Genomic DNA, 23,157 nt, shown 5'->3' with positions numbered 1-23,157 from the left:
TCGTCAAGCTCAAAAGTTATGAAAATCCACCTGCAAACGCCCAAAGAAATTCGCCCGCAAATTTGGAAAGAGCTGGGCCGTGCCAGTTTGGACCGGCACCACGAATGGCGCACGCCGGTGCTCGCCTCTGCCGACGCAGACGGTTTGCCCGATGCCCGCACCGTGGTGCTGCGCCAAGTGGATGCCCAGGCTGGGCAACTGACTTTTTACACCGACAGCCGCAGCCCCAAAGTGGCCCAACTGCAGGCTCAAGCCTCAGCGGTGCTGGTGTTTTGGAGTGCGCGTTTGAGCTGGCAATTGCGGGTGCGCGTGGCCTGCTTGGTCATCACGTCTGGCCCAGAGGTCGAGGCTCTGTGGCAAGGGGTCCAGCAGTCGGCCGCCGCAGGCGATTATTTGTCGCCACTGCCGCCGGGTGCGGTGTTGCCACCAGGCAGTGGCATGGCCGATGCAGCCAAGGCCAAGGTGCCCGCGCCAACGCACAGCTTTGCCTTGCTGCGTGCGCAGGTGCTTCAGATGGATTGGCTGGAGCTGTCGCGCGACGGGCATCGCCGGGCACAGCTCGCCGCCAACACCTGGGATTGGCTCACGCCCTGAATGCTTTCAGCGCCGAGTTTTGAGCCGCTGACTCTTGCGGCTTTTTTCAAAAAACGCATCGGGCTTGGTTTGCACCCAACGGATGAAACGGGCCATCTCTTCGGGTTGTTTCAGGGCTTCGAGCGTGGCATAGGTGCGGGCCAATTCGGTCTCGGTGAACAGCGCATGGATCTGGCGGTGGCAAATGCGGTGCAGTACCACGGTGTGCGCGCCCCCGTGTGACTTGGGCACCAGATGGTGCGCGTCTTGCTGGCTGGGCGGAATGGGGCGGTCACACAGGGGGCACAGCACGTCGCCACTGCGCGGTGCGGGCAAGGCTTCAAGCTGGGCTTGAATGAGTTTTTTGCGAATGCGCCCTGTCACGGTTGCAAGACTGTGTTGACCATCGCTCAAGGCTACAACAGACCGCCTGCGGCGCAGGCCGCACCGGGCGATTGATCCCAGTCGCTTTCAGGGCATCAGGTCAATCAAGATCTCGTTGCGGCGATTCCACGGCAAGGTGAACGGGTCGTCGTAGCGGGCGATTTGGGCTGTGGGGCTGAGCTTGAGTTGGCGAGCCTGCGCCCAGGCCCGCAGCCGCTCGGTTTGCTCATGCATGCTCGCTTGCGTGGTGAAGCCGCTAAAGCGCACCGCCACCACCTCGTGCTCGGGCACGGTGCGCAGCTGGATTTGCGGGTTGAGCGGCTGGGGCAGGGACTGCACGCTTTCGGCGGAAGGCATCACAAAATGCACGCGCCAACCTTGATCTTCGGGCACCACGGTGACAGGCGCGGTCATCGAAATCTTGCGCTGTGCGCCCAGCCCGGCTTGCAGGTTGTCGCCAAAAATATAAGACGCGATGCGCCGAAAGCCGCTGCTGCTGGCGGCGTCGAAGTCGCCACTGATTTGCGTTTGCGCCACCGTGAAGCCGGCGTAGCGCCGCACCTCAAATGGCGGGTCTGAAACGAGCACGGTGTAGCGCGGTTCTTCAACGGCCATGGCGGCTCCACAAAAAAGGAACAAGACGGATGAAAAGAGGGATGGGAATAAGGAAAAAAGCCAGCGCATCATGGAAAAAGTCAGTGTTGGGGTGGGTGCATTGAAGCAGATTCATCGTAGCAGCATCGGTCTTTTACCGCACGCAAGCCGCTTTTTAAGGCATCTGTGTGCGCCATCACGCCAGACCCGGTGCGGCTGCCTAGCGGTGATGGCCTGAAAGACAAGCCAAGGTGTGGCGCATGAAAAATGAGCCTCTGTTAGCATTTGCCAACAGTTCATCACCGTACACTTTTTCGGGACTTAAGACATGAAAAACCGCTTCGTACGCGCCATCGCCATTGCGCTTTTCGCTGGGCTCAGCCTGGCCCCAGCGGCCTACAGCCAAAGCCCATCTCAGCCGCTGGTTTTAAAGGTGGCCAACCAAGGCGACGTGCTGTCGCTCGACCCGCACTCGCTCAATGAGGCGGTCCAGTTGTCTTTCCTGAATAACGTTTTCGAATCGCTGGTCACCCGCGACAAGCAGCTGCGCTTGGGGCCGTCGCTGGCCACAGCCTGGCGGCTCAAGTCGCCGACGGTGTGGCAATTTGACTTGCGCCAAGGGGTGGTCTTTCACGATGGTGCCGCCTTTGGTGCCGACGATGTGGTGTTCTCCCTGGACCGCGCGCGGGGCGAGGGCTCGGATGTGCGCTCGCAATTGGCCACGGTCAAGGAAGTGCGCAAAACGGGGCCCTACCAGATCGAGATTGAGACCTCGCGACCCAACCCCATCTTGCCGGATGTGATCTCCAACATCCTGATCCTGAACAAGAAATGGGCCGAGACCAACAACGCCACCCGACCGGTCGACCGGCGCAAAGGTGTGGAGAACGCCGCCACGTTCAAGGCCAACGGCACGGGCCCCTTCACCTTGAAAGAGCGCCAGCCCGGCGTGCGCACCGTCATCGTTCGCAATGCCAGCTGGTGGGGACAGCACGAAACCAACATCGACGAGGTGTCGTTCATGCCGATTGCCAACGACGGCACGCGCGTCGCGGCGCTGGTCTCAGGGGAAGTGGACTTGATTGATCCGGTACCCCTGCAAGATTTTCAGCGCGTCAAGGAGCGACAGGGCTTGACCGTGTTGCAGTCCGCCGAAGCGCGCATCATTTTTCTGGGCTTCGATCAGCACCGCGATGAACTGGTGGGCAGCAGCGTGAAAGGGAAAAATCCCTTCAAGGATGTGCGGGTGCGCATGGCTTTTTATCAGGCCATCGACATCGACACCATTGCCAACAAAGTCATGCGCGGCCTGGCCCGGCCCACGGGCGGCATGATCAACGACGGTATTCGCGGCTTTTCACCCGACATGGAAAAGCGCTTGCCTTTTGACCTGGATGCGGCTCGCAAGCTGTTGGCCGATGCGGGCTACCCTGCAGGATTCGAAATCACGATGCAATGCCCCAACGATCGCTATGCGAATGACAGTGAAATTTGCCAGGCGGTCGCCGCGAACCTGGCACGCGTCAATGTGAAGGTACGGCTGCAGGCCGAGCCCAAAGCGACTTACTTCCCTCGTGCGCTCAAGCGCGAGCTGTCGTTTTTCATGCTGGGCTGGTCACCGGCCGGCTTCGACGCGCACCACCTGCTGTTCACCGTGCTGGCCTCCCCGGCGGGCGCACAGGGCCAGTGGAACTTCGGTGCCTATAGCAACCCGCAGCTCGATGACCTCACCAACCGCATCCAGGTCGAGACCAACGAGGCGCAGCGCAACCGGCTGATCAAGGAGGCGCTGACCCTGCATGCCAACGATGTCGGCCACATCCCCTTGCACCAGCAGATGGTCACCTGGGGTGCCAAATCCAATGTCGATGCTTACCAGCGTGCAGACGGTTTCATGCTGTTCAAGTGGGTCAAGTTCAAGAAGTGACCCCGTTATGGGCCGCGCACTTTGCAAACCTGCTGCTTGCGGGTTTCTGAGGTTGTGGCTTGGCGCGCTTGACTTGGCTGGATGGCGCCGCACCCATTCAGCCCCGGACCATGCGCATCACCTCGCCCGCGTCCAGGGTGGACGCCCGGGCCTGGATGTCGCCCAAATGTTGTTGTTGCAGAGTTTTGCCGCTGCCCAGCAGGCCTTGGTAAGTTTGGCGCAGCAAGTCGGTGGACATGACGCGACCGCCTGCGTAATAGCGTTTGGCCAAATGGCCGAGCGCGTAGGTGCTGGCGAATGAAAACGCCATACCCGTGGCTTGGCTGCCGAGACCGCCGATCAGCTTGCCCCCGGCCTTGCCCAGCAAACCGCCCAACAGCTTGCGCCCAAACTCTTCGATGTATTGCGAGGTCAGGCCCACACCCGCAGCGGCAATGAACTCTTTGATGTGGCCCTGCTGGGCAAAAGCGTGGGCGAATCGGTGCCGCGCAATGTCGCCTGCCTGTCCCTTTATGGCCGCGATGATGAGTCCTCCCAGGCCGCGCTCAGCACCCTTGTGCGCCGAGTGCGCCAGCGCTTTGTCGAGAGGGGCATCGCCGAGCCTCCGGTGATCACGGTGCATAGCGTGGGCTACCGCTTTGCCGGGGCGCTGAGCACGCCCAGTTTGCGTGGAGGCGCTGCGCATTAGTTGATGTCATAAGACGTCAGATATCGTCATATTTTGTTTGGTGTCATGGCGCACAGGTTTGCTTAGAATGAGGAGACTTTCCTCACTAAATGGCGCCCCGCCGTTGCATGCACATGAACAAGAACTTTCGCTTGATGTGGAGCGAAGCACGCGGCTGCTTTATCGTTACCCATGAAAAAGCCACTGCCAAAGGCAAGGGCGGGCGCAGTGCGCGCTCTACCGTGGCACTCGCCACGCTGTCGGCCGTTCTGGCGCTCGGCACTGACGTGTCCTTCGCGGCGCCCTTGGATATCCCCGATAACGCGAGTTGTACCGAGACCAACCTGGCTGGCTGCACCGGCGGCAACACGAACGCAGCGAGTGTCAGTGGTGGCGCCGGTAGCGTTGGTACGACCGCAGGGGATGGGGTCTCTGGAACCAATGGCACCGCAGGCGCTGTTGGTACCGCTGGCACCTCTAACAGCATTGGCAATAACGGCAGTGCTGGCACCGCTGGCAGCAATGGCAATAACGGCACTGTCGGCGGTACAGGCGGCACCGGCGTTGCAGCCTATGGGAACACTTCCGCAAATGTCACCGGGTTTTACAACACCGGCACGATCACGGGCGGCACCGGTGGTGAAGGGGGTGAAAGTGGAAACGGTGGCATAGGCGGTGATGGTGGTGCCGGCGGTAATGGTGGTGCCGGTGGCCGTAATGGCGGCACTGGCGGCAATGGTGGTGCTGGCGGCCGTGGGGGAAATGCCGGCAATGGCGGCAATGGTGGAATTGGCGGGACTGGCGGGTCGGCAGTCCTTAATTCCGGTACCGGCACACTCTCGCTCATTAATGCGGGCGTCCTTAGGGGTGGCACCGGTGGCGTCCCGGGAGCAGCAATGGGCGCGAACGGCGTCGGTGGCAATGGCTCCACTGGCGGCGTTGGTGGCGTTGGCGGCGTTGGTGACTTTGCCGGCGCTGGTGGCGATGGCGGCGCTGGTGGCAATGGCGGCGCTAGCGGTGCGGGCGGTCCTGGTGCGAGTAACGGCCTTGCTGGCGATGGCGGCAATGGCGGCAATGGCGGCAATGGCGGCAATGGATTTAACCCTGGCGGTTTCGGCGGTGTTGGCGGCAATGCCGGGGGTTTGGGTGCCTCTGCCGGCGCTGACGGCGCTGACGGCAATTGGGTTGGAGGAGATGTTCCCGGGACTGACAATGCCGGCCCTGGCGGCAATGGCGGCGCTGGGGGCGCTGGCGGCACTGGCGGGGCGGCCGGCCTTGCGGGCACAGTGGGCGGCGTTGGCGGTGCGGCAGTGCTCTCCAGCGCCGGCACGCTGAATCTGCGGAACCTTGCGGGCGGCCTGATCGAGGGCGGCGCGGGCGGCACCCAGGGCGCCGGCGGCGCGGGCATCAAGATCACCGGCGGCACGGCTACGATCACCAACCTCGGCACTATCTCTGGCGGCCTGGCGGGTGCAACGCGGGCCAATGCCATCGAATTTTCCGGCGGTGGGCATACCCTGATCCTCGGCGCAGGCTCGACCCTGAACGGCGGGGTCGTTCTCAGCAGCAGCGGCAGCGGCGACGTTCTGCGCGTCAACACCGGCACGGCCACCCTCAATGGCAGCTTGAATCTGCCCGCCAGCGCCACCTTCCGTGTCGATGTGACCGATAACACCACCTACGGCAAGCTGGTGGTGAACGGCACCGCGACATTGCCCAGCAATGCCAAGATCAACGTCAACGCCGCCGACCCGAACTTCAGCTTTACCGCCACCTCGCTGGCCGACGTCATCAGCGCTACCACGCTGGTTTCAGACGGTAGCTTCGCGGTAACGGACAATTCTCTATTGTTCAATTTTTCCGCGGTGAAGGACGGCAATACCGTGGACCTTCGGATTGCCCGGGCCACCACGGTGCTGACCAGCGTGACAAACCAGAGCAATACGCCCGCCACGGGTGCCGCGGCCACGCTGGATGCCATCATCAACAGCGATCCCACTGGGTCGATCGGCAGCTTGTTCGGCCGCCTGACCACCGAGCAGAAAGTCTCTGATGCCACCTCGCAAACCCTCCCCCTGCTCACCGGCGACAGCGCCGTAGCCACCAGAGGAGCCCTCTCGGGCATCAACCGCGTAGTGCAGGCCCGCATCGAGGGCAACAACGGCCTGTCCTCGGGCGACAGCTTTTATGGCGACAAAAACGTCTGGCTCAAACCCTTTGGCTCCGCCGCAAGCCAGGACGATAGCGGTGGCGTCTCCGGCTACAAAGCCCGTGTCTACGGCATCGCGGGTGGCGTCGACGGCACCCTATCCAACACCACCCGGCTGGGCGCAGCCTTTGCCTACGCGAATGCAGCAGTCGACAGCAACTCGGCGAACGCCCCTCAAGCCACCCGGGTCGACGTCTACCAACTCATCGGCTACGGTAGTACCAGCCTGGATGCGAATACCGAACTCAGCTACCAGGGTGGCATCGGCAACAACACCAACAAGGGGCGCCGCGAACTCTCCTCCTTTGGCCTGGCCGCCGACTCCAGCTACAGGAGCCAGAGCCTGCATGCAGGCATAGGCCTGGGACGCATCCACCCCATGAACGAGACCACCAGCTTCACCCCCACCGTGCGGGTGGACTACACCCAGGTCAAAGACGACGGCTATACCGAGGCCGGTGCGGGAGTGTTGAACCTGGTGGTAAACGGGCGTACCAGCGAACAACTCATCTACGCCCTCGACGGCAAGATAACCCACACACTCAGCCCGGCCACCACGCTCAACGTCAACCTGGGCGTGGCGTATGACGCCAAAGCGAAACAGTCCAGCATCACGGCCGCGTATGCGGGCGCCCCGGGCCTGGCGTTTACCACGCGGGGCATGAACGTTGAGGCCACCACCTACCGGTTGGGTGTGGGGTTGGTGAGCAAGAATGCCATGGGGCTGGAGGTGACCGGCCGCTATGACGTGGAGGCCCGCGCGGGCTATACAAACCAGACTCTGTCCGCTAAGGTGCGGTGGGCTTTTTGAGCATGGTCAGCAAAATAGTGCTGCGTATTTGATAGCTGTCGGCGCACTGGATGCAAGGCTTGAGGCCTAAAATGCCCTGATGTTGCGTTTATCCTTGGCGTTGAGCGCCTGCTGCCTGGTAGCCTGCGTTAGCGTGCCTACGCCTTCGGAACGCGGCCAAGCAGCCAGTGCGCTGGCAGGCGCCAAAGGTTGGCAACGTACTGATTTGCCAGCCGGCATGTTTACCTTGACTGCCTATCTTCCCGTGGCAGTCGTTGCGACAGACACGCTCACTATTTACATCGAGGGGGATGGTCTGGCGTGGGTGACCCGCGACATGCCCTCTGCGGACCCGACGCCGCGTGACCCTGTTGGTTTGAAACTGGCGTTGGCACATCCAGGCGGGGTGGCGGTTTACCTAGCACGCCCTTGCCAATACGTTGCTGGCGACGATGTATCTGCATGCCAGCTAAGTTATTGGACTGACAAGCGTTTTGCACCAGAAGTGGTGGCGGCCACCTCGAGCGCAGTGGATGCACTTAAAAGTCGCTATGGTGCACGGCGGATTCAATTGGTGGGTTATTCCGGTGGTGGGGCGGTCGCGGCATTGGTTGCAGCGCACCGGCCGGATGTCACACTGCTGGTGACCGTGGCTGGAAACCTGGACACCCAGGCCTGGACCGAGCACTTTCGTGCAACGCCGCTCCATGGTTCTTTGAATCCGGCAGACTTCTCCGGGCAACTGACCCATCTCAAACAGGTGCATTTGGTGGCGGCGTCCGATACAGTGGTGCCCAAGCTCGTTGCAGATTCTTATTCCTCCCACTTTTCTCCGCAGCGTAGGCCGGAAGTTCGTGTGCTGGAGGGATACGACCACGCTTGTTGCTGGGAAAAAACTGGCCGCAGTTATGGAATGAAATTAAAGATTGAGCGCAGTATTTCAAACATTAAACCTGATAAATCGCAGCTTCCAACTTGGATGATGTGGTCACCAAAGCCGGCGATCTATCTCGACTTACCAATGTCAGGTAAAGGGCTGTCAAATCGCAACATTCATTACCCGCTATGTGCCTAAACCGGGCACACATTTGGCTTTTTAGAGTGATGTTTTTTGCTAAAAGTGTTAGTCCTGACTTAGCTAGTGAAATAGCTGTGAACTTATTCCTTACTAACAGTTAGGGTCATTCAGAAACAACGACGGCTGCCCCATTCCCCGCTCTGACGAAGCCAAAGCGCTGGGCATCAAGATGGGCGCGCCCTGGTTCAAGATCCGCCACTTGGAGGAAGAAGCCGGACTCGTCACCCTCTCGGCCAACTTTGCGCTCTACGGCGACATGAGCGACCGCATGATGAGCCTGACCGAAGGCCTGGGCCACAACCAAGAGGTCTAATCCTTCGACGAAAGCTTTGTCGACCTCAGCGGCATCCGCGGTGGGACGAACTGCAAGAAGCCATCACCGAATTTGCCTGCCGCGCCGCCGAAAAACTGCGCAAATAAAACAGCCACACCGGCCAACTGATGGCCTTCATCCGCACCAGCCCCTTCCGAGAAAAAGACCCCCAATACAGCCGCAGTGCCAGCATCCCCCTGCCCAGCCCCACCAGCGACAGCGCGCACATCACCCAAACGGTCTGCGCCATCCTGAAACACATCTACCGCCCCGGCTAGAAATACGCCAAAGCCGGCGTGATGCTGATGGACCTGCAACCGGCCACCCGCCAACAACTGACGCTGGACTTTGACGACACCATGCCCGAAAACCGCATCCGCCTGATGCAAGCCATGGACCAAATCAACCAGCGTTATGGACGCGGCAGCCTGGTGCTGAGCAGCGCTGGTGGCATTGGGGCAAAACCAGGATGACACAGGAGCGGCTGTCGTCGGCTTACACCACCGATTGGTCCAAATTGCTGATGGTGGGCACGGACGCACAAGCGTGACACACGCTGGCGCTGGAACGTTGTGCGCTGATGGGGGTGGTCAGGTTTTGGCTTGGCGCGATGACCCGTGCTGCCACAGGCTCACTGCACGCGCAAAGTCCTTGAAGTCGTCCAGATGGCCCGCGATCATGGCGTGAACCACTTGTCAATTGATGGTGCTGTAGTTGTGCACCGCGATGTTGCGGAAACCAACGGACTTTTTGAGTTGAATCGCCAGATCGCTGCTGATGACACCCATGCCATGGAGTTGTTCAAAGGTTTCGGCCATGGTGGCTGGGCCGAGTTGGTTGTAACTGGCTGCGATGTGAGCGCCAATGTCCACTGCCATCTGAACGGCCCGGGTCAGGTTGAGTGAGACGATGTCTTGCAGGTCGAAGTCATTGGCCAGTTGTTCTGCATCAAAAGGCTGTTTGGACTCAATGCGCATCAGGCAACGGCGCAATGATTCGAGTTTTTGGTCGATCACTTGTGCATCCATGCCTGCCTTCTTTCTTGCAGTATGCGGGCCTGGTAGGGCATGAAGTCGGCGGCGTCCATGACGTGGCGTGTCATGTATTGCGCGTGCAGCACATCGCTGCCCAGGATGCGCACGCCGTGTTGCATGATTTGGCCCAGCAAAGGTTCGCCCACGGTGCGCAGGTCGATCAGGTCAACGGGACGGCCCGTGGCCAGCGCCAGTGCTTCGATCAGAGCGATGTGTTGTTGCACGCTCATGGCTTGGTCAAAGGCCAAGGCCATGTCGAGATCGCTGTCGGGTTTGGCCTGCCCTTTGGCGCAGGACCCGAAAACAATGGCCAAGCGCAAGCCGACGACTGCGCTCAGGGCTTGCCTGATTTGCGGCAACTGCGTAATGGCTGAAATGGCTGAGATGTCCGCAGTGCTGCCGACCCCTTGGCCGGGCGGCTTTGGGGCAGTGACTTCAATCGGTGCGGTTGGGGTTGGCATTGCATCATTTTGTCATACGGACTGGGGGCGGTGCCGCGTGTTAGGGCACCTGTCGGTAGCCGTTATGCGCAGGGCGTGCAACCGTCAAGGCGGGCTGAGACACTGCACCGCCATCTCGGTCAGCAGGGCCAGTGTGGCTTGCTGGGTGAGGGTGCTGGGGCGTTGCGCGCTGATGGCGGTGGTCAGCTGGATGTGCAGCGCCGGTTGCTTCAAGGGCCGCACCGAAAACGCCGATGGGCGCACCGAGCGCATGACGGCGTTGCGCGGCAAGATGGCGTAGCCCGCGCCGTCGGCCACCAGGTCCAGGATGGCGCTCACGCCGTCGATCTCCAGCGCAATCAGGGGGCGGCAGCCGATGGCGGCCATTTCAGACTCCACGTGCATGCGGATCGCGTTGGGGCGCGTGGGAATCACCAAGGGCAGGGCGGCGACTTCTTGCAGGCTGATGGCGGGCGGGGGCGGGTCCTCTTGCAGGCCCGGCGGGCGCGGCTGCACCAGCAGCAGCTCTTCTTTCGCAAGCGCCGTGTGCTGGATGCCAGCCACTTGACTGGGGTTGTAGAGCACGGCGATGTCCAGCCGACCGTTTTGCAGGTTTTCCTGCATCGCGCTCGACAGGCCCTCGCTGATGGACAGTTGGGCATCGGGCATTTTGGCGCGAAAAGCCCGGGTCAACGGCACCGTCAGCACCCGTGCCACGCTGGGCGGAAGCCCCAAAGCCACGCGTCCCGTCAGGCCCGTGCGCACCCGGCCCAGTTCTTCGCGGGCGCGCTCCACCTGGTGCAAGATGCCCCGGCCATGCTCCAGCAGCAGCAGCCCGGCCTGGGTGGGGGTGGCGCCGCGCCCGTTGCGCACCAGCAGGTTTTGCCGCAGCTCGACTTCGAGCAGGCGTACCTGGCGGCTGAGCGCGGGTTGGGCGATGTTCAGGGCTTGGGCCGCTCGCGTAAAGCTGCCCAGTTCGGCCACGCGCACAAAGTATTCGAGCTGTTTGAGGTCCATGAACGGCCTTTCTCTGGGTTTGATTTTGTCATACCCAGGGCTTGGCTATGCGAATTTGTTCTAGCTGGTAGATGGTGATGGGCCTTTGTGGGGGCAGGGTGTGCCTGCACAATCTAGGCTTCAAATTTGAAGCATGTCTTTTGTAGGTCGGAGGCTTTAGCCCCGACACAGTGCACCGGTGAAGCCTGTCGGGGCTAAAGCCTCCGACCTACAAATTGCACCATGGCATGCAAAGTCCGGCCGGCAGTCATCGACCGACGCGACACCATCAACGCAGGGAACCGCCATGAGCCAAACGAAACCTTTGATCATCGACGTGCACGGCCACTACACCACCGCCCCCAAGGCGCTGGAAGAGTGGCGCAACAAGCAAATTGCAGGCATCAAGGACCCGGCGTCCATGCCCAAAGTCTCCGAATTGAAGATCAGCGACGACGAGTTGCGCGAAACGATTGAGACCAACCAGTTGGCCAAGATGAAAGAGCGCGGCTCGGACATCACCATCTTTAGCCCGCGAGCCAGCTTCATGGCCCATCACATCGGCGATTTCAACGTCTCGTCGACTTGGGCTGCGATCTGCAACGAGTTGTGCTTCCGAGTGGCGCAGCTGTTCCCCGACCACTTTGTGCCAGCGGCCATGTTGCCCCAGTCGCCGGGTGTGGACCCGGCCACTTGCATCCCCGAACTGGTCAAGTGCGTGGAGCAATACGGCAACGTCGGCATCAACCTCAACCCCGATCCCTCGGGTGGCCACTGGACTTCGCCACCGCTGTCCGACAAGGCCTGGTACCCGATTTACGAAAAGATGGTCGAGTACGACATCCCCGCCATGATCCATGTGAGCACCAGCTGCAACAGCTGCTTTCACACCACCGGCGCACACTACCTGAACGCCGACACCACGGCCTTCATGCAGTGCCTGACTTCAGACCTGTTCAAAGATTTCCCAACATTGAAGTTTTTGATCCCGCACGGCGGCGGCGCGGTGCCTTACCACTGGGGCCGTTTCCGTGGCTTGGCGCAAGAACTCAAAAAACCGCTGTTGACCGAGCACCTGCTGAACAACATCTTTTTTGACACCTGCGTGTACCACCAGCCTGGCATTGACCTGCTGACCAAGGTGATCCCGGTCAAGAACATCTTGTTTGCGTCTGAGATGATCGGCGCGGTGCGCGGCATCGACCCCGAAACCGGCCACTACTTTGACGACACCAAGCGCTACGTGCAAGCCACGGCCAACCTGAACGACGAAGAGCGTTATAAGGTGTTTGAAGGCAATGCGCGCCGAGTGTTCAAGCGGCTGGACGACCAGCTGAAGGCCAAAGGCATCTAAGGACTTTGCGTGACAGATCTTTAGCTCTCTTACCAACTGATTAACAAAGGAAAGAACATGTACGAACTCGGCGTTGTTTACCGCAACATCACCCGCGCTGACCGCGCCAGCACCGATGCTTTGGCCACCCTCGGCTCGGCCACCGTGCACGAAGCCATGGGCCGTGTGGGCCTCATGAAGCCCTACATGCGCCCCATCTATGCGGGCGCACAGGTGTCCGGCACGGCTGTCACGGTCCTGCTGCACCCCGGCGACAACTGGATGATGCATGTGGCTGCCGAGCAAATTCAGCCTGGCGACATCGTGGTCGCGGCCATCACCGCCGAATGCACCGATGGCTACTTTGGCGACCTGCTGGCCACCTCCTTCATGGCCCGTGGCGCACGGGCTCTCATCATCGACGCCGGTGTGCGTGACGTGAAAGAGCTGACACGGATGGGCTTTCCCGTCTGGAGCAAAGCCATCAGCAGCAAAGGCACCATCAAGGCGACCATCGGTTCGGTGAACATCCCCGTGGTGTGCGCGGGCATGATCGTTCACCCCGGCGACGCGATCGTGGCCGATGACGATGGCGTGGTGTGTGTCCCCCAAGCCTTGGTGGCCAAGACACTGGAAGCGTCGCAAGCGCGTGAAGCCAATGAGGGTGCCAAGCGTGAAAAATTGGCCCAAGGCGTGTTGGGCTTGGACATGTACAAGATGCGCGAGCCACTGGCGGCTGCGGGTTTGAAGTACATCGATTGATTTTCTTTGTAGGTCGGCGGCTTCAGCCCCGACAAGGACCTTGGGTGCGCTGCGTCGGACCTGAAGGCACCGACCTACAAAGGACCGATTCCATGTAGGTCGGCGGCTTCAGCCCCGACGTGGCCTTGAGATGAGGCTGAAGATGTCGGACCTGAAGGCACCGACCTACAAAAGACATTTGAAAGGCATTCGACATGAGCAAACCGACCACTGGTGACTTCACCAAAACCCCGGGCTGGATGGACTGGTACACCGGCCCAAGCAAGCCGCGCTTCCAACTGCCCGCAGGCGCGGTGGATGCGCATTGCCACGTGTTTGGGCCCGGCGCCGAATTTCCCTATGCGCCCGAGCGCAAGTACACGCCATGCGATGCCAGCAAGCACCAGCTGTATGCGCTGCGTGACCACTTGGGCTTTGCGCGCAATGTGGTGGTGCAGGCCACCTGTCATGGTGCGGACAACCGCGCCATGGTGGACGCTTTGGTCAGCTCGGGCGGCAAAGCGCGTGGCGTGGCCACCGTCAAGCGCAGCGTGACCGACCAAGAAATCCAGGCCATGCACGACGCCGGTGTGCGCGGCGTGCGCTTCAACTTCGTCAAGCGCCTGGTGGACTTCACTCCCAAGGACGAGCTGATGGAGATCGCCAGCCGCATCCAGAAATGGGGTTGGCATGTGGTCATTTACTTTGAAGCCGTGGACCTGCCTGAGCTGTGGGATTTCTTCACCGCACTGCCCACCACCGTGGTGGTGGACCACATGGGCCGCCCCGATGTGTCGCTGCCTGTGGATGGACCGCAGTTTGCGTTGTTCGAGAAATTCATGCGCGAGCATACCAATGTCTGGAGCAAGGTGTCTTGCCCCGAGCGGTTGTCGGTGACTGGCCCCAAGGCTTTGAATGGCGAAAAAGATTTGGAACGGGGCGCGTACCAAGACGTGATCCCCTTTGCCCAGCGCATCGTGCAAGCGTTTCCCGATCGCGTGTTGTGGGGCACTGACTGGCCGCACCCCAACCTGAAAGACCACATGCCCGACGACGGCCTGTTGGTCGACTTCATCCCGCACATCGCACCGACCGCCGAGTTGCAACGTCAATTGTTGGTGGACAACCCGATGCGCTTGTATTGGCCGGAAGAGATGGCTTGACGTCCACATGGATGGCCACGCTTCGCTCGCCATGACGAAAATTGGGACATCCATCTCTATGAAGGGATCATTGTGCGCCGTCATCGCGAGGAGCGAAGCGACGTGGCGATCCTGCTTTGAACCACCATTGAAACCCCAAGGAACCTGATGGCTCTAGACAAACCCTACACAGACGTGCCCGGCACCATCATTTTTGATGCCGAGCAATCGCGCAAAGGCTATTGGCTCAACCAATTCTGCATGTCACTCATGAAAGCCGAGAACCGTGAAAAGTTCAAGGCCGACGAGCGGGCCTATCTGGACGAGTGGCCAATGACCGAAGAGCAAAAGCAGGCCGTGTTGGCGCGCGACCTGAACTGGTGCATGCGCACCGGCGGCAACATTTACTTCCTCGCTAAGATCGGCGCGACCGATGGCAAGAGCTTCCAGCAAATGGCGGGCTCGATGACCGGGATGACCGAAGGGGAATACCGCAACATGATGATCGCAGGCGGCCGCAGCGTGGAAGGCAACCGCTACATCGGCGAAAACGGCAGCGCCCAGGCGCACAACCAGCCCCAAGGCGCAGCCGGGAAAAAACTTTAATTGGGGTCAGATCCCGATTATTTAGAGAGAACAAATATGGCCAAAATCACCGCATCCGTCTACACCTCGCATGTGCCCGCCATCGGTGCAGCCATGGACCTGGGCAAGACGCAAGAAGACTATTGGAAGCCCGTGTTCGCGGGCTATGAATTCTCCAAGCAGTGGATGAAGGACAACCCACCCGACGTGATCATCTTGGTGTTCAACGACCATGCTACGGCCTTCAGCTCCGACCTGATTCCAACCTTCGCCATTGGCACCGCTGCCGCATACCAGCCCGCTGACGAAGGCTGGGGGCCACGCCCGGTTCCCTTAGTCAAAGGCCATCCAGAACTCGCCAGTCACATCGCTCAGTCGGTCATTCAGCAAGACTTTGACCTGACCATCGTCAACAAGATGGACGTGGACCACGGCCTGACGGTGCCCCTGTCGCTGGTGTGCGGCGAAAAAGACCCGGTCAATGACGCCTGGCCATGCCCGGTGATCCCGTTCGCCGTGAACGTGGTGCAGTACCCCGTGCCCAGCGGCCAGCGCTGCTTCAATTTGGGGCAAGCCATCCGCAAGGCGGTTGAAAGCTATGACGAAGACCTCAACGTGCACATCTGGGGCACAGGCGGCATGAGCCATCAGCTGCAGGGTGCCCGTGCAGGCCTGATCAACAGCGCGTGGGACAACGCCTGGTTGGACCAACTCATCAACGACCCGGCGGCCTGCGCGGCCACGCCACACATCAACTACGTGCGCGAAGCGGGCAGCGAAGGCATTGAGCTGGTCATGTGGTTGATCGCGCGTGGTGCGATGAGCGACGTCGAGGACGGCAAAGTCACAGGCCCAGCGCCTCAGCTGCGTCACCGCTTCTACCATGTGCCTGCCAGCAACACGGCGGTGGGGCACGTTATCCTCGAAAACATCTGAACCTCGTAGGAGCGGTCTCTGACCGCGATCCCTGCCCTATCGCGAGCCCATCGCGGTCAGAGACCGCTCCTACAGAAACCCTATAAGGATCAACCCATGCGCAAAACCATCAAAGTCGCCCTCGCTGGCGCAGGTGCCTTCGGCATCAAACACCTGGACGGCATCCAAAACATCGACGGCGTGGAAGTGGTGTCACTGATCGGCCGCGAGTTCACCAAAACCAAAGAGGTGGCGGACAAATACGGCATTGGCCACGTCACCACCGACTTGAACGAGTCACTGGCTTTGAAAGAAGTCGATGCCGTTATCCTGTGCACCCCCACTCAAATGCACGCCAGCCAGACCCTGGCTTGTCTGAAGGCGGGCAAGCATGTGCAGGTCGAGATTCCGCTGTGCGATGTGTACAAAGAAGGCCAGGAAGTGCTGCGGGTCCAAAAGGAAACTGGCTTGGTGGCCATGGTGGGCCACACCCGCCGCTTCAACCCCAGCCACCAGTGGGTCAACCAAAAAATCAAGGCCGGTGAGTTCAACATCCAGCAGATGGATGTGCAGACCTATTTCTTCCGCCGCACCAACATGAACGCGCTCGGCCAAGCCCGCAGCTGGACCGACCACCTGCTGTGGCACCACGCGGCCCACACGGTGGACCTGTTCGCCTACCAGTGCGGCAGCCCCATTGTCAAAGCCAACGCCGTTCAGGGTCCGATTCACCTGGCTTTGGGCATCGCCATGGACATGAGCATCCAGCTCCAGGCGGCCAACGGCGCTATTTGCACTTTGAGTCTGTCGTTCAACAACGACGGCCCTCTGGGCACTTACTTTCGCTACATCGGCGACACCGGCACCTACCTGGCCCGCTACGACGACCTGTTCACCGGTAAGGAAGAAAAGATCGATGTATCCCAAGTGGCGGTGTCGATGAACGGCATTGAGCTGCAAGACCGCGAGTTTTTTGCGGCCATCCACGAAGGCCGTGAGCCCAATTCGAGCATCGCACAGGTCTTGCCTTGTTACCAGATCTTGCACGATCTGGAGCAGCAACTGGCTTGAGCTTGACCCTGTTGACGCCATCTCAAGAACGCAGGCACCTGCAATTGCTGGGCTTGGCTGGCTTTGCCAGCATGGCGTCCATGCGCATTGGTGATCCGATGTTGGTGGTGCTGGGTGAGGAATTTCAGGTCAGCACCGGCGAGGCATCGGGCGTGGTCTCGGTGTTCGCCGTGGTCTATGGTTTGATGCAATTGTTCTATGGCCCCTTGGGCGAGCGTTTTGGCAAGCTGCGTGTGGTCTCGTTGGCGGTGGCCGCTTGTGCGCTGTTCAGCACCATCACAGCGCTGTCGGTCAACTTGCCCATGCTCTTGGTCATGCGCGGCTTGATGGGCGCGGCGGCAGCGGGCATCATCCCGCTGTCCATGGCTTGGGTGGGCGACCAGGTGCCGTATGAACGCAGGCAGGAAACCCTGGCCAAACTGATGAGCGCCACCGTCATCGGCATGATGAGCGGCTTGTGGTTTGGAGGCTTTGCCGCCGACACCTTGGGCTGGCGCTCGGCCTTTGTTTTGTTGGCGGCGATGTTCGCATGGCCTGCATTGCTGTTGTGGCGTGAGCGACAAAAGTCATCCGCACCCGCATCGAGTCAGGCTCCCAGTATCGTCGACTCGTTTCGCTTGACGGGTCAGTTGTTGGTCATGCCCCGGGTACGCTGGGTGATGGGCGTGACGGCCACCGAAGGTGCCTTGGTCATCGGCGCCCTGGCCTTCATGCCCACGCATTTGCACCAGCAGTATGGTTTGAGTGTGGTGGCCGCCGGCTCGGTGATGATGCTCTATGGCGTGGGCGGTTTGCTCTACAGCCAGATGGCGCGGCGCTGGCTGGCCTGGCTGGGCGAGCGCGGTCTGGTGCGCACAGGGGCGGCATTGGTCGCGGTCGGTTTGCTGGTCTTGGCCTGGGGCAGTGGTGTCTGGGTGGGCATGCTGGCTTGTTTGATGACGGGTTTGGGCTTTTACATGCTGCACAACACCTTGCAGGTACAAGCCACCCAAATGGCCCCGGCCGCACGCGGCACCGCGGTGACTTTGTTTGCCTGCTCGCTGTTTTTTGGCCAGTCCATCGGGGTGCTGCTCATGGCCCAAAGTGTGGACATAGGCTGGTTGGCCAATGCCTTCACGGGCGTTGCGGTGGGGGTGGGGGTGCTGGGGGCGGTGATTTACCGGCTGGTGGGGCGACACTGAAAGTGCTGTAGGTTTTTCATCGCCGCAATTTGGGGCAGACTGCAGCAATTTGCCTATTTTTTGAATTAAATAATCGCGAATTGCCGGTGGTGCCGTGTCCCAAGGTGTCGGATCTGCCCGGAATGATCAATGCTTTGGCATGTTTGATGCGAGGCAAATCTCAAGACGACGACCACATGCCTTTTGCGGCGATAAGATCGACGGATTGTTGTTCGAGATGACCCCATGACAGACCGCTACGCCGTGATCGGCAACCCCATTGCGCAAAGCAAATCGCCCTTGATCCACAGCGCTTTTGCGCAGGTCACAGGGCAAGACATCGACTACGGCAAGTTGCTGGGCCCCTTGGGCGAGTTTGTGGCGGTGGTGGACGCGTTTCGCGCCAGTGGCGGGCGGGGCCTGAACGTGACCGCGCCGTTCAAGCTTGACGCTTTTGCCTACGCCACCGACCTGGCCCTCAGCGCGCAAATGGCCGGTGCCGTGAATGCCATGAAGTTCGAGGGCGACAAGGTGTATGCCGAAAACTTTGACGGGGTGGGGCTTGTGCGCGATGTGGTGCACAACCTGGGCTGCCCGCTGCAAGGGCGGCGTGTGTTGATTTTGGGCGCGGGGGGTGCCACGCGTGGGGCCTTGCTGCCGTTGTTGGCCGAGCAGCCTGCCGAGTTGGTGATCGTCAACCGCACTGTGGCGAAGGCGCATGAGTTGGTGGCCTTGGCAAACCAGCACCAGACAGGTGAAGTGCCAGTGCTCGGCTTGGGTTACGTCGCCTTGCAAGGGCAGGCTTTTGATGTGGTACTGAATGCCACATCCTCCAGCCTCACGGCCGAGCTGCCGCCATTGCCCGCCAGCGTGTTTACACCCGGCTGCCTGGCTTACGACCTGACCTATGGCAAAGGTCTCACACCATTTTTGAAGCTGGCCCAACAAGTAGGGGTGACACAAGTGGCCGATGGCGTGGGCATGCTGGCCGAACAAGCGGCCGAGGCCTTTGCGTGGTGGCGCGGCGTGCGGCCTGATACCGCTGCGGTGATTGCGCAGCTGACGTTGCCCTTGGTGTGAAGCTGCCCCACATCCACACACCCCGCTGCACCGGTTGCGGCTGGTGCGTGGCGGCTTGTCCACCGGGGGTGCTGAGTTTGCAGGTGGTGGCTTGGCGCAAGCATGCGGTGCTGCACGATGAGCAGGGCTGCACCGGGTGCAGCCAATGCGAGCGGCGCTGCCCGTTTGGGGTGATCACGATGGTAAAAACAGAAAAGCCTGACAGACGTCAGGCTTGATCCGGGGCGATTTGAACTTCATGCTTTGAAGTGTGCGCTGTCCATCACCTTCAGATCTGGGGCTACCCTAGGCGCAAAGTCCATCTGGTCGAGCACATCGCGCTGCAAGTCGATGCCGGGGGCGACTTCGAACAGTTCGATCCCTTGGGGTGTGAGGCGAAAGCTGGCACGTTCGGTCAGGTAAAGCACCTCTTGTTTTCGCACCAAGCCTTGGGGACCTGAAAAAGTGATTTGATCCACTTTTTTGACCAGCTTTTTCACAGCCCCTTGTGTGGCCACGCGTATCTGGCCATCGCCGGTCTCTAACTTCACGCCCTTGGCAGCGAGCGTGCCGCAGAACACCACTTTCTTGGCGTTCTGCGCGATGTCGATGAAGCCGCCGGGGCCGACAGTGACGCCGCCCAAGCGTGACACGTTGACGGAGCCTTTTTCGTCGAACTCGCCAAAGCCCAAAAAGGCGATGTCCAGACCGCCGCCGCCGTAAAAGTCGAACTGCGTGGCCGCGTCCAGCATGGCGGTGGCGTTGCGGGCATAGCCAAACAGCACGCCGTCCATGAGCGTACCACCGTAGGTGCCGTGCTCGATGGTTTGGTAGATGCGGTGCTGTTCGTTGCGCGTCGCGATCAGTTTGGCCAACGCGTCGGGCACGCCCACACCGTAGTTGATGACCGGGCGGGCTTTGTCGGTGTTGAAGAGTTCCTGGTGCGCACGGCGTGCCACGGCTTGACGCTCGCTGAAAGCCTCTTGCGAGGCGGTCACTTCACGGGCGTGGTCCCGGGCTTCGCTGGTCGAGCGTTCAGCGCCGGTCAGCTCGCCACTGAAGGCCGCATCGAACGGGATGTCGTAGCTGGTGGACTGCTGCGGATCGACCACGATGGCGTCCACCCAGGCCGAGGGGATGCGCACTTCGCGGGCTTTGAGGGCGCCCTTGGGCAGGCGCTCCTTGACCTGTACGATGACTTTGCCGCCGCTGTTGCGCGCTGCCAAGGCCAGCGATTGGGCATCCAGGTTGGCCGCTTCGTGCTCGAAGCTGATGTTGCCGTCTTCGTCGGCGCTGCTGGCGCGCACGATGGCCACATGGATGGGGAAGGGCTTGTAGCGGAGGTATTCGCGGTCATCAATGGTGATGACTTCGGCCAAGTCGTCTTGGGCGGCATCGTTCATGCGGCCCCCGCCGTGGCGCGGGTCGCATACGGTGCCCAGGCCCACATGGCTGATGAGGCCGGGACGGCCTGCGCCGATCTCGCGCATGAGTTGGCTGCTCACGCCGCCGGGCAGGATATAGGCTTCGATCTTGTTGGCCAGGGCCAGTTGTTGCATGGCCGGTGACCAGACCCAGTGGCCACCGATGACGCGCTTGACCAGGCCTTCGTGCGCGAAGCAGCTCATGCCTTTGGTTTTCTTGTCGCCAATGCCTAGGGCATGGATGACGGTGAGGTTTCGAGGCTGTTGCGTGCTCAAAAAACGTTCTTGCACCGCTTCAAACAGGTGGGTTGCTTCCATCAGACCGCCACCACCGCCCATGAGGCCCACGGTGTCGCCGTCTTGGATCAGTTGAGCCGCTTGGGTGGCGGTCATGAATTTGGTTTGCATTTTTTGAGTCTCGTCTTATTTCTGAGTTGGCAGTTTTTGGTGTGCTGCGTGGGTCTGTTCTGGCGTTGGTCGGGTTTGGTGTTGTGGTCGCCGGGTTTTGTCATGCCGGACTTGATCCGGCATCCAGGTTTGCAGTCATGTACCCCGGATCAAGTCCGGGGTGACAGTCTTTCAAGTCCGGGGTGACAATCTTTCAAGTCTATGCAGACCTGCCGTGTGAGTGGGATGGGCGGCCGACGATTTCTGGTACCCCAGTATGAGGAGGCCGCCCATCCCATTCACTCGGCCCCCGCCATGCAGACACAGCGGGCACACCCTCATCAGCGGTTCACATCAAACAGCACAGCACCCTTCTTGAGCGCGCTCTTGGCGATCACGCCCCGGTGGATCTCGCTGGTGCCGTCGTAGATGCGGTAAATGCGGGCATCGCGGTAATAGCGCTCGATGGTCAGCTCCTTGCAAAAGCCCATGCCGCCAAACACCTGCACTGCACGGTCCACCACGCGACCCAGGGTCTCAGCCGCGTGCACTTTGACCATGGCAATCTGCTCGCGTGCGTCAGCCCCACAGTCCAGCATCCAGGCGGCGTGGTACACCATCCAGCGGGCCGCGTTGATCTCGATCACGCTGTCGGCGATCATCTGTTGCACCATCTGGAAGTCACCGATCTTGGTGCCGAACTGCTTGCGCTCATTGGCCCAGTTCAGCATCAGCTCGCACACATGCGTGGCTTTGCCCACGGCGCGGGCACCCACCTGGGCCAGGCGCACCACATTGAGTGCGCCCATGGCCAATTTGAAGCCCTGACCCGCCTCGCCCAGCAAGGCAGCGTCTTCGACTTGCACGTTGTCAAAAAACAGCTCCAAGTGTGGCGTGCCGCGCAGACCCATCATCTTCTGGTCCTTGCCCACGGTGAAACCGGCCAGGCCCTTGTCCACCATGAACATCGAAATTTCTTTTTCGCCTGTTTTGGCCGATACCAAAAAGAAATCGCTCCACTCGCCATCGCTGATGAAGTGCTTGGTGCCGTTCAGTACCCATCCTTGGTCATTTTTCTTGGCGTTGGTTTTGATGCCTGCCGCGTCCGAGCCTGCACCCGATTCGGTGATGGTGATGGCGCAGGTGCGCTTGCCGGCCACGGCGGGTTTGAGCCAGCGCTCAATTTGCTCGCCCTTGCAGTGCAGCAGAGGCTCATACACATTGCCAAAAGCGCGGCGGATCAGGATGTCGGTGGTGTGGCCGAACTGCTCTTCGCACAGGATGCGGTCCATATTGGACAGACCACCACCGCCCATCTCAGCGGGCATGTTCATGCCGTAAAGGCCGAGCGTTTTGGCTTTGTCGTGGATGGCCTGGGCTTTGGTCTTGTCCAGAAAACCTGTTTCCTCGACCTCGTTTTCGAGGGGCTGAAGTTCTTCGGCGATGAAGCGGCGCACCGTTTCGATCATCATTTTCTGTTCTTCATTGAGGGAAAAATCCATGTGATGTCCTGTGTTTGAAATTTATTCGGTGAAGGGGCGGCTCTTGGCCAGGCATTCGGCGGCCCAGTCTTGCTCCGAGGTGAGGGCTTCACGGCCCAGGTTCACCACTTCGACGCTGATCGGCAAGTCCGAGGGCAGGGCGGCAAACAGGCCTTGCAAGTCAATCGTGCCGTCGCCAGGCAAGAGGCGTTCGCAACGGGCGGTGTGGATCATTTGTTCGGTCGTGAACTGAAGTCCCGCTTGGGCATCGCATATTTGAGCGTAGTGCAGCAGTTCTCGCGGGATGGCACGGATGTCGTCGAGCGTGGTGGTGGACCGGCCAAAGTGCAGGGCATCGACCAGGATGCCCGCGTTGGCAGGCATGCCTGCGTTTTGCATGATGCGCAGCGCCGTCTTGGCGTCTTTCACCGCTGTCCACGGCATGAACTCCAAATCGGCCGTCATGCCAAAAGGCTTCATCACCTCGCACAGTCGGGCGTAGTTCTCCGTCAGGCGGGCTTCGTGTGCATCGTCACCCGCCACCAGAATGGCCTTGGCTTGCAAGGCTGCGCCTGCGGCATACAAGGCGTCCCAGGTGTGCGGGTCAAAGTTGTCGCCGATGCGGATGATTTCAAGATCGAACACGCCCACGCCGGTGTCGCGTTGTGCGGCCAGGGTTTCGCGCAGGGCCTCTGGCTGGTTCAGCAGGTGTTGCTGTTGTGCGCCGGGGGCGTTGGGCCACAGGCGCAGGCCCACAAAGTGGTAGCCGGTCTGCGCCGCGACGCGGATGGCCTCGGCGGGCGAGCAGCGGTGCGAGCCGAGGTAGGCGAGGGAGTAGATGCGTGACATGGGGG

25 protein-coding genes and 1 pseudogene are annotated in these 23,157 nt (G+C 60.7%); 17 read left to right on the top strand and 9 right to left on the bottom strand.

The window, feature by feature from the left end:
* Positions 1 to 18 precede the first annotated feature (18 nt).
* On the top strand, positions 19 to 594 hold the full coding sequence (locus tag Q0O99_RS04070; protein ID WP_293748811.1) for a pyridoxamine 5'-phosphate oxidase family protein: 576 nt from the start codon (positions 19 to 21) through the stop codon (positions 592 to 594).
* A gap of 6 nt (positions 595 to 600) precedes the next feature.
* Here the strand turns inward: Q0O99_RS04070 and Q0O99_RS04065 are convergent, their stop codons facing one another.
* Together Q0O99_RS04065 and Q0O99_RS04060 are read right to left on the bottom strand one after the other, a co-directional pair.
* On the bottom strand, positions 601 to 957 hold the full coding sequence (locus tag Q0O99_RS04065; RefSeq protein WP_293748809.1) for an HNH endonuclease signature motif containing protein: 357 nt from the start codon (positions 955 to 957) through the stop codon (positions 601 to 603).
* Positions 958 to 1,044: 87 nt separating this feature from the next.
* Positions 1,045 to 1,572: a heme-binding protein gene (locus tag Q0O99_RS04060; protein WP_293748807.1), complete on the bottom strand. Its 528-nt coding sequence runs from the start codon at positions 1,570 to 1,572 to the stop codon at positions 1,045 to 1,047.
* Here Q0O99_RS04060 and Q0O99_RS04055 point away from each other — a divergent pair.
* Positions 1,571 to 1,789: a hypothetical protein gene (locus Q0O99_RS04055; RefSeq protein ID WP_293748805.1), complete on the top strand. Its 219-nt coding sequence runs from the start codon at positions 1,571 to 1,573 to the stop codon at positions 1,787 to 1,789. The genes Q0O99_RS04060 and Q0O99_RS04055 overlap by 2 nt on opposite strands.
* A 90-nt stretch (positions 1,790 to 1,879) precedes the next feature.
* A complete protein-coding gene (locus Q0O99_RS04050) occupies positions 1,880 to 3,478 on the top strand; it encodes an ABC transporter substrate-binding protein (protein WP_293748803.1) in 1,599 nt (532 codons plus the stop codon).
* 97 nt (positions 3,479 to 3,575) lie between these two features.
* Here the strand turns inward: Q0O99_RS04050 and Q0O99_RS04045 are convergent.
* Positions 3,576 to 3,935, bottom strand: a pseudogene (locus tag Q0O99_RS04045) (GTPase); the annotation flags it as partial.
* A gap of 344 nt (positions 3,936 to 4,279) precedes the next feature.
* Between Q0O99_RS04045 and Q0O99_RS04040 the strand changes: the two are divergent.
* The 5 genes from Q0O99_RS04040 (at position 4,280) to Q0O99_RS04020 (ending at position 9,008) form a co-directional block, all read left to right on the top strand.
* Positions 4,280 to 7,165 carry an autotransporter domain-containing protein gene (locus Q0O99_RS04040; RefSeq protein WP_293748800.1) on the top strand — a complete coding sequence of 962 codons (2,886 nt, stop codon included), beginning with the start codon at positions 4,280 to 4,282 and terminating at the stop codon, positions 7,163 to 7,165.
* A 79-nt stretch (positions 7,166 to 7,244) separates the two neighbouring features.
* Entirely contained in the window at positions 7,245 to 8,219 is a 975-nt protein-coding gene (locus Q0O99_RS04035) for an alpha/beta hydrolase (protein WP_293748798.1), read from the top strand.
* 172 nt (positions 8,220 to 8,391) lie between these two features.
* Complete coding sequence (locus tag Q0O99_RS04030) at positions 8,392 to 8,535, top strand: hypothetical protein (RefSeq protein ID WP_293748796.1); 144 nt, start codon at positions 8,392 to 8,394, stop codon at positions 8,533 to 8,535.
* A gap of 128 nt (positions 8,536 to 8,663) precedes the next feature.
* Positions 8,664 to 8,813, top strand: a complete 150-nt coding sequence (locus Q0O99_RS04025) for a hypothetical protein (protein ID WP_293748794.1) — start codon at positions 8,664 to 8,666, stop codon at positions 8,811 to 8,813.
* Between the two features lie 27 nt (positions 8,814 to 8,840).
* Positions 8,841 to 9,008, top strand: coding sequence for a DUF4113 domain-containing protein (locus Q0O99_RS04020; protein WP_293748792.1), 168 nt, complete (start codon positions 8,841 to 8,843; stop codon positions 9,006 to 9,008).
* Between the two features lie 222 nt (positions 9,009 to 9,230).
* Here Q0O99_RS04020 and Q0O99_RS04015 read toward each other — a convergent pair whose 3' ends face one another.
* The 3 genes from Q0O99_RS04015 to Q0O99_RS04005 form a co-directional block, all read right to left on the bottom strand.
* Positions 9,231 to 9,563: a DUF86 domain-containing protein gene (locus Q0O99_RS04015; protein WP_293748790.1), complete on the bottom strand. Its 333-nt coding sequence runs from the start codon at positions 9,561 to 9,563 to the stop codon at positions 9,231 to 9,233.
* Positions 9,548 to 10,030 carry a nucleotidyltransferase family protein gene (locus Q0O99_RS04010; RefSeq protein ID WP_293748788.1) on the bottom strand — a complete coding sequence of 161 codons (483 nt, stop codon included), beginning with the start codon at positions 10,028 to 10,030 and terminating at the stop codon, positions 9,548 to 9,550. Before Q0O99_RS04010 ends, Q0O99_RS04015 begins: the two co-directional genes overlap by 16 nt.
* Before the next feature lie 84 nt (positions 10,031 to 10,114).
* The gene (locus Q0O99_RS04005; RefSeq protein ID WP_293748786.1) at positions 10,115 to 11,026 is read right to left on the bottom strand and encodes a LysR substrate-binding domain-containing protein; all 912 of its coding nucleotides are present in this window, start codon (positions 11,024 to 11,026) and stop codon (positions 10,115 to 10,117) included.
* A gap of 304 nt (positions 11,027 to 11,330) precedes the next feature.
* Between Q0O99_RS04005 and Q0O99_RS04000 the strand changes: the two genes are divergently transcribed.
* The 9 genes from Q0O99_RS04000 to Q0O99_RS03960 all read left to right on the top strand — a co-directional run bounded on the left by Q0O99_RS04000 (position 11,331) and on the right by Q0O99_RS03960 (position 19,250).
* On the top strand, positions 11,331 to 12,359 hold the full coding sequence (locus Q0O99_RS04000; RefSeq protein WP_293748900.1) for an amidohydrolase family protein: 1,029 nt from the start codon (positions 11,331 to 11,333) through the stop codon (positions 12,357 to 12,359).
* Positions 12,360 to 12,416: 57 nt separating this feature from the next.
* Positions 12,417 to 13,100 (top strand): 4-carboxy-4-hydroxy-2-oxoadipate aldolase/oxaloacetate decarboxylase, encoded by a 684-nt coding sequence (ligK, locus tag Q0O99_RS03995; protein WP_293748784.1) that lies wholly within the window; start codon positions 12,417 to 12,419, stop codon positions 13,098 to 13,100.
* Positions 13,101 to 13,294: 194 nt separating this feature from the next.
* Complete coding sequence (locus Q0O99_RS03990) at positions 13,295 to 14,242, top strand: amidohydrolase family protein (protein ID WP_293748782.1); 948 nt, start codon at positions 13,295 to 13,297, stop codon at positions 14,240 to 14,242.
* A gap of 147 nt (positions 14,243 to 14,389) precedes the next feature.
* Positions 14,390 to 14,827, top strand: coding sequence for a protocatechuate 4,5-dioxygenase subunit alpha (gene ligA / locus Q0O99_RS03985; RefSeq protein WP_293748780.1), 438 nt, complete (start codon positions 14,390 to 14,392; stop codon positions 14,825 to 14,827).
* A 36-nt stretch (positions 14,828 to 14,863) separates the two neighbouring features.
* Positions 14,864 to 15,742: a class III extradiol dioxygenase subunit beta gene (locus Q0O99_RS03980; protein WP_293748779.1), complete on the top strand. Its 879-nt coding sequence runs from the start codon at positions 14,864 to 14,866 to the stop codon at positions 15,740 to 15,742.
* 96 nt (positions 15,743 to 15,838) lie between these two features.
* Complete coding sequence (locus Q0O99_RS03975) at positions 15,839 to 16,792, top strand: Gfo/Idh/MocA family oxidoreductase (RefSeq protein ID WP_293748777.1); 954 nt, start codon at positions 15,839 to 15,841, stop codon at positions 16,790 to 16,792.
* Positions 16,789 to 17,973, top strand: coding sequence for an MFS transporter (locus Q0O99_RS03970; protein WP_293748775.1), 1,185 nt, complete (start codon positions 16,789 to 16,791; stop codon positions 17,971 to 17,973). The genes Q0O99_RS03975 and Q0O99_RS03970 overlap by 4 nt, the downstream gene beginning before the upstream one ends.
* 225 nt (positions 17,974 to 18,198) lie before the next feature.
* Positions 18,199 to 19,032, top strand: a complete 834-nt coding sequence (gene aroE, locus Q0O99_RS03965) for a shikimate dehydrogenase (protein ID WP_293748773.1) — start codon at positions 18,199 to 18,201, stop codon at positions 19,030 to 19,032.
* Positions 19,029 to 19,250 carry a 4Fe-4S dicluster domain-containing protein gene (locus tag Q0O99_RS03960; RefSeq protein ID WP_293748771.1) on the top strand — a complete coding sequence of 74 codons (222 nt, stop codon included), beginning with the start codon at positions 19,029 to 19,031 and terminating at the stop codon, positions 19,248 to 19,250. Before aroE ends, Q0O99_RS03960 begins: the two co-directional genes overlap by 4 nt.
* Positions 19,251 to 19,268: 18 nt before the next feature.
* On the opposite strand, the gene Q0O99_RS03955 is transcribed toward Q0O99_RS03960, so the two are convergent.
* The 3 genes from Q0O99_RS03955 to Q0O99_RS03945 form a co-directional block, all read right to left on the bottom strand.
* Positions 19,269 to 20,843, bottom strand: a complete 1,575-nt coding sequence (locus Q0O99_RS03955; RefSeq protein ID WP_293748769.1) for an acyl CoA:acetate/3-ketoacid CoA transferase — start codon at positions 20,841 to 20,843, stop codon at positions 19,269 to 19,271.
* A gap of 320 nt (positions 20,844 to 21,163) precedes the next feature.
* On the bottom strand, positions 21,164 to 22,324 hold the full coding sequence (locus Q0O99_RS03950; RefSeq protein ID WP_293748767.1) for an acyl-CoA dehydrogenase family protein: 1,161 nt from the start codon (positions 22,322 to 22,324) through the stop codon (positions 21,164 to 21,166).
* 21 nt (positions 22,325 to 22,345) lie between these two features.
* Positions 22,346 to 23,152, bottom strand: a complete 807-nt coding sequence (locus tag Q0O99_RS03945) for a TIM barrel protein (protein WP_293748765.1) — start codon at positions 23,150 to 23,152, stop codon at positions 22,346 to 22,348.
* Between the last annotated feature and the right edge of the window lie 5 nt (positions 23,153 to 23,157).

The organism is Limnohabitans sp. Rim8 (assembly GCF_945901735.1).
Taxonomy (GTDB): Bacteria; Pseudomonadota; Gammaproteobacteria; order Burkholderiales; family Burkholderiaceae_C; genus Limnohabitans_A.
Note: the sequence above shows the minus strand (reverse complement) of the source record. Positions and strands in the feature narration are given on the sequence as shown.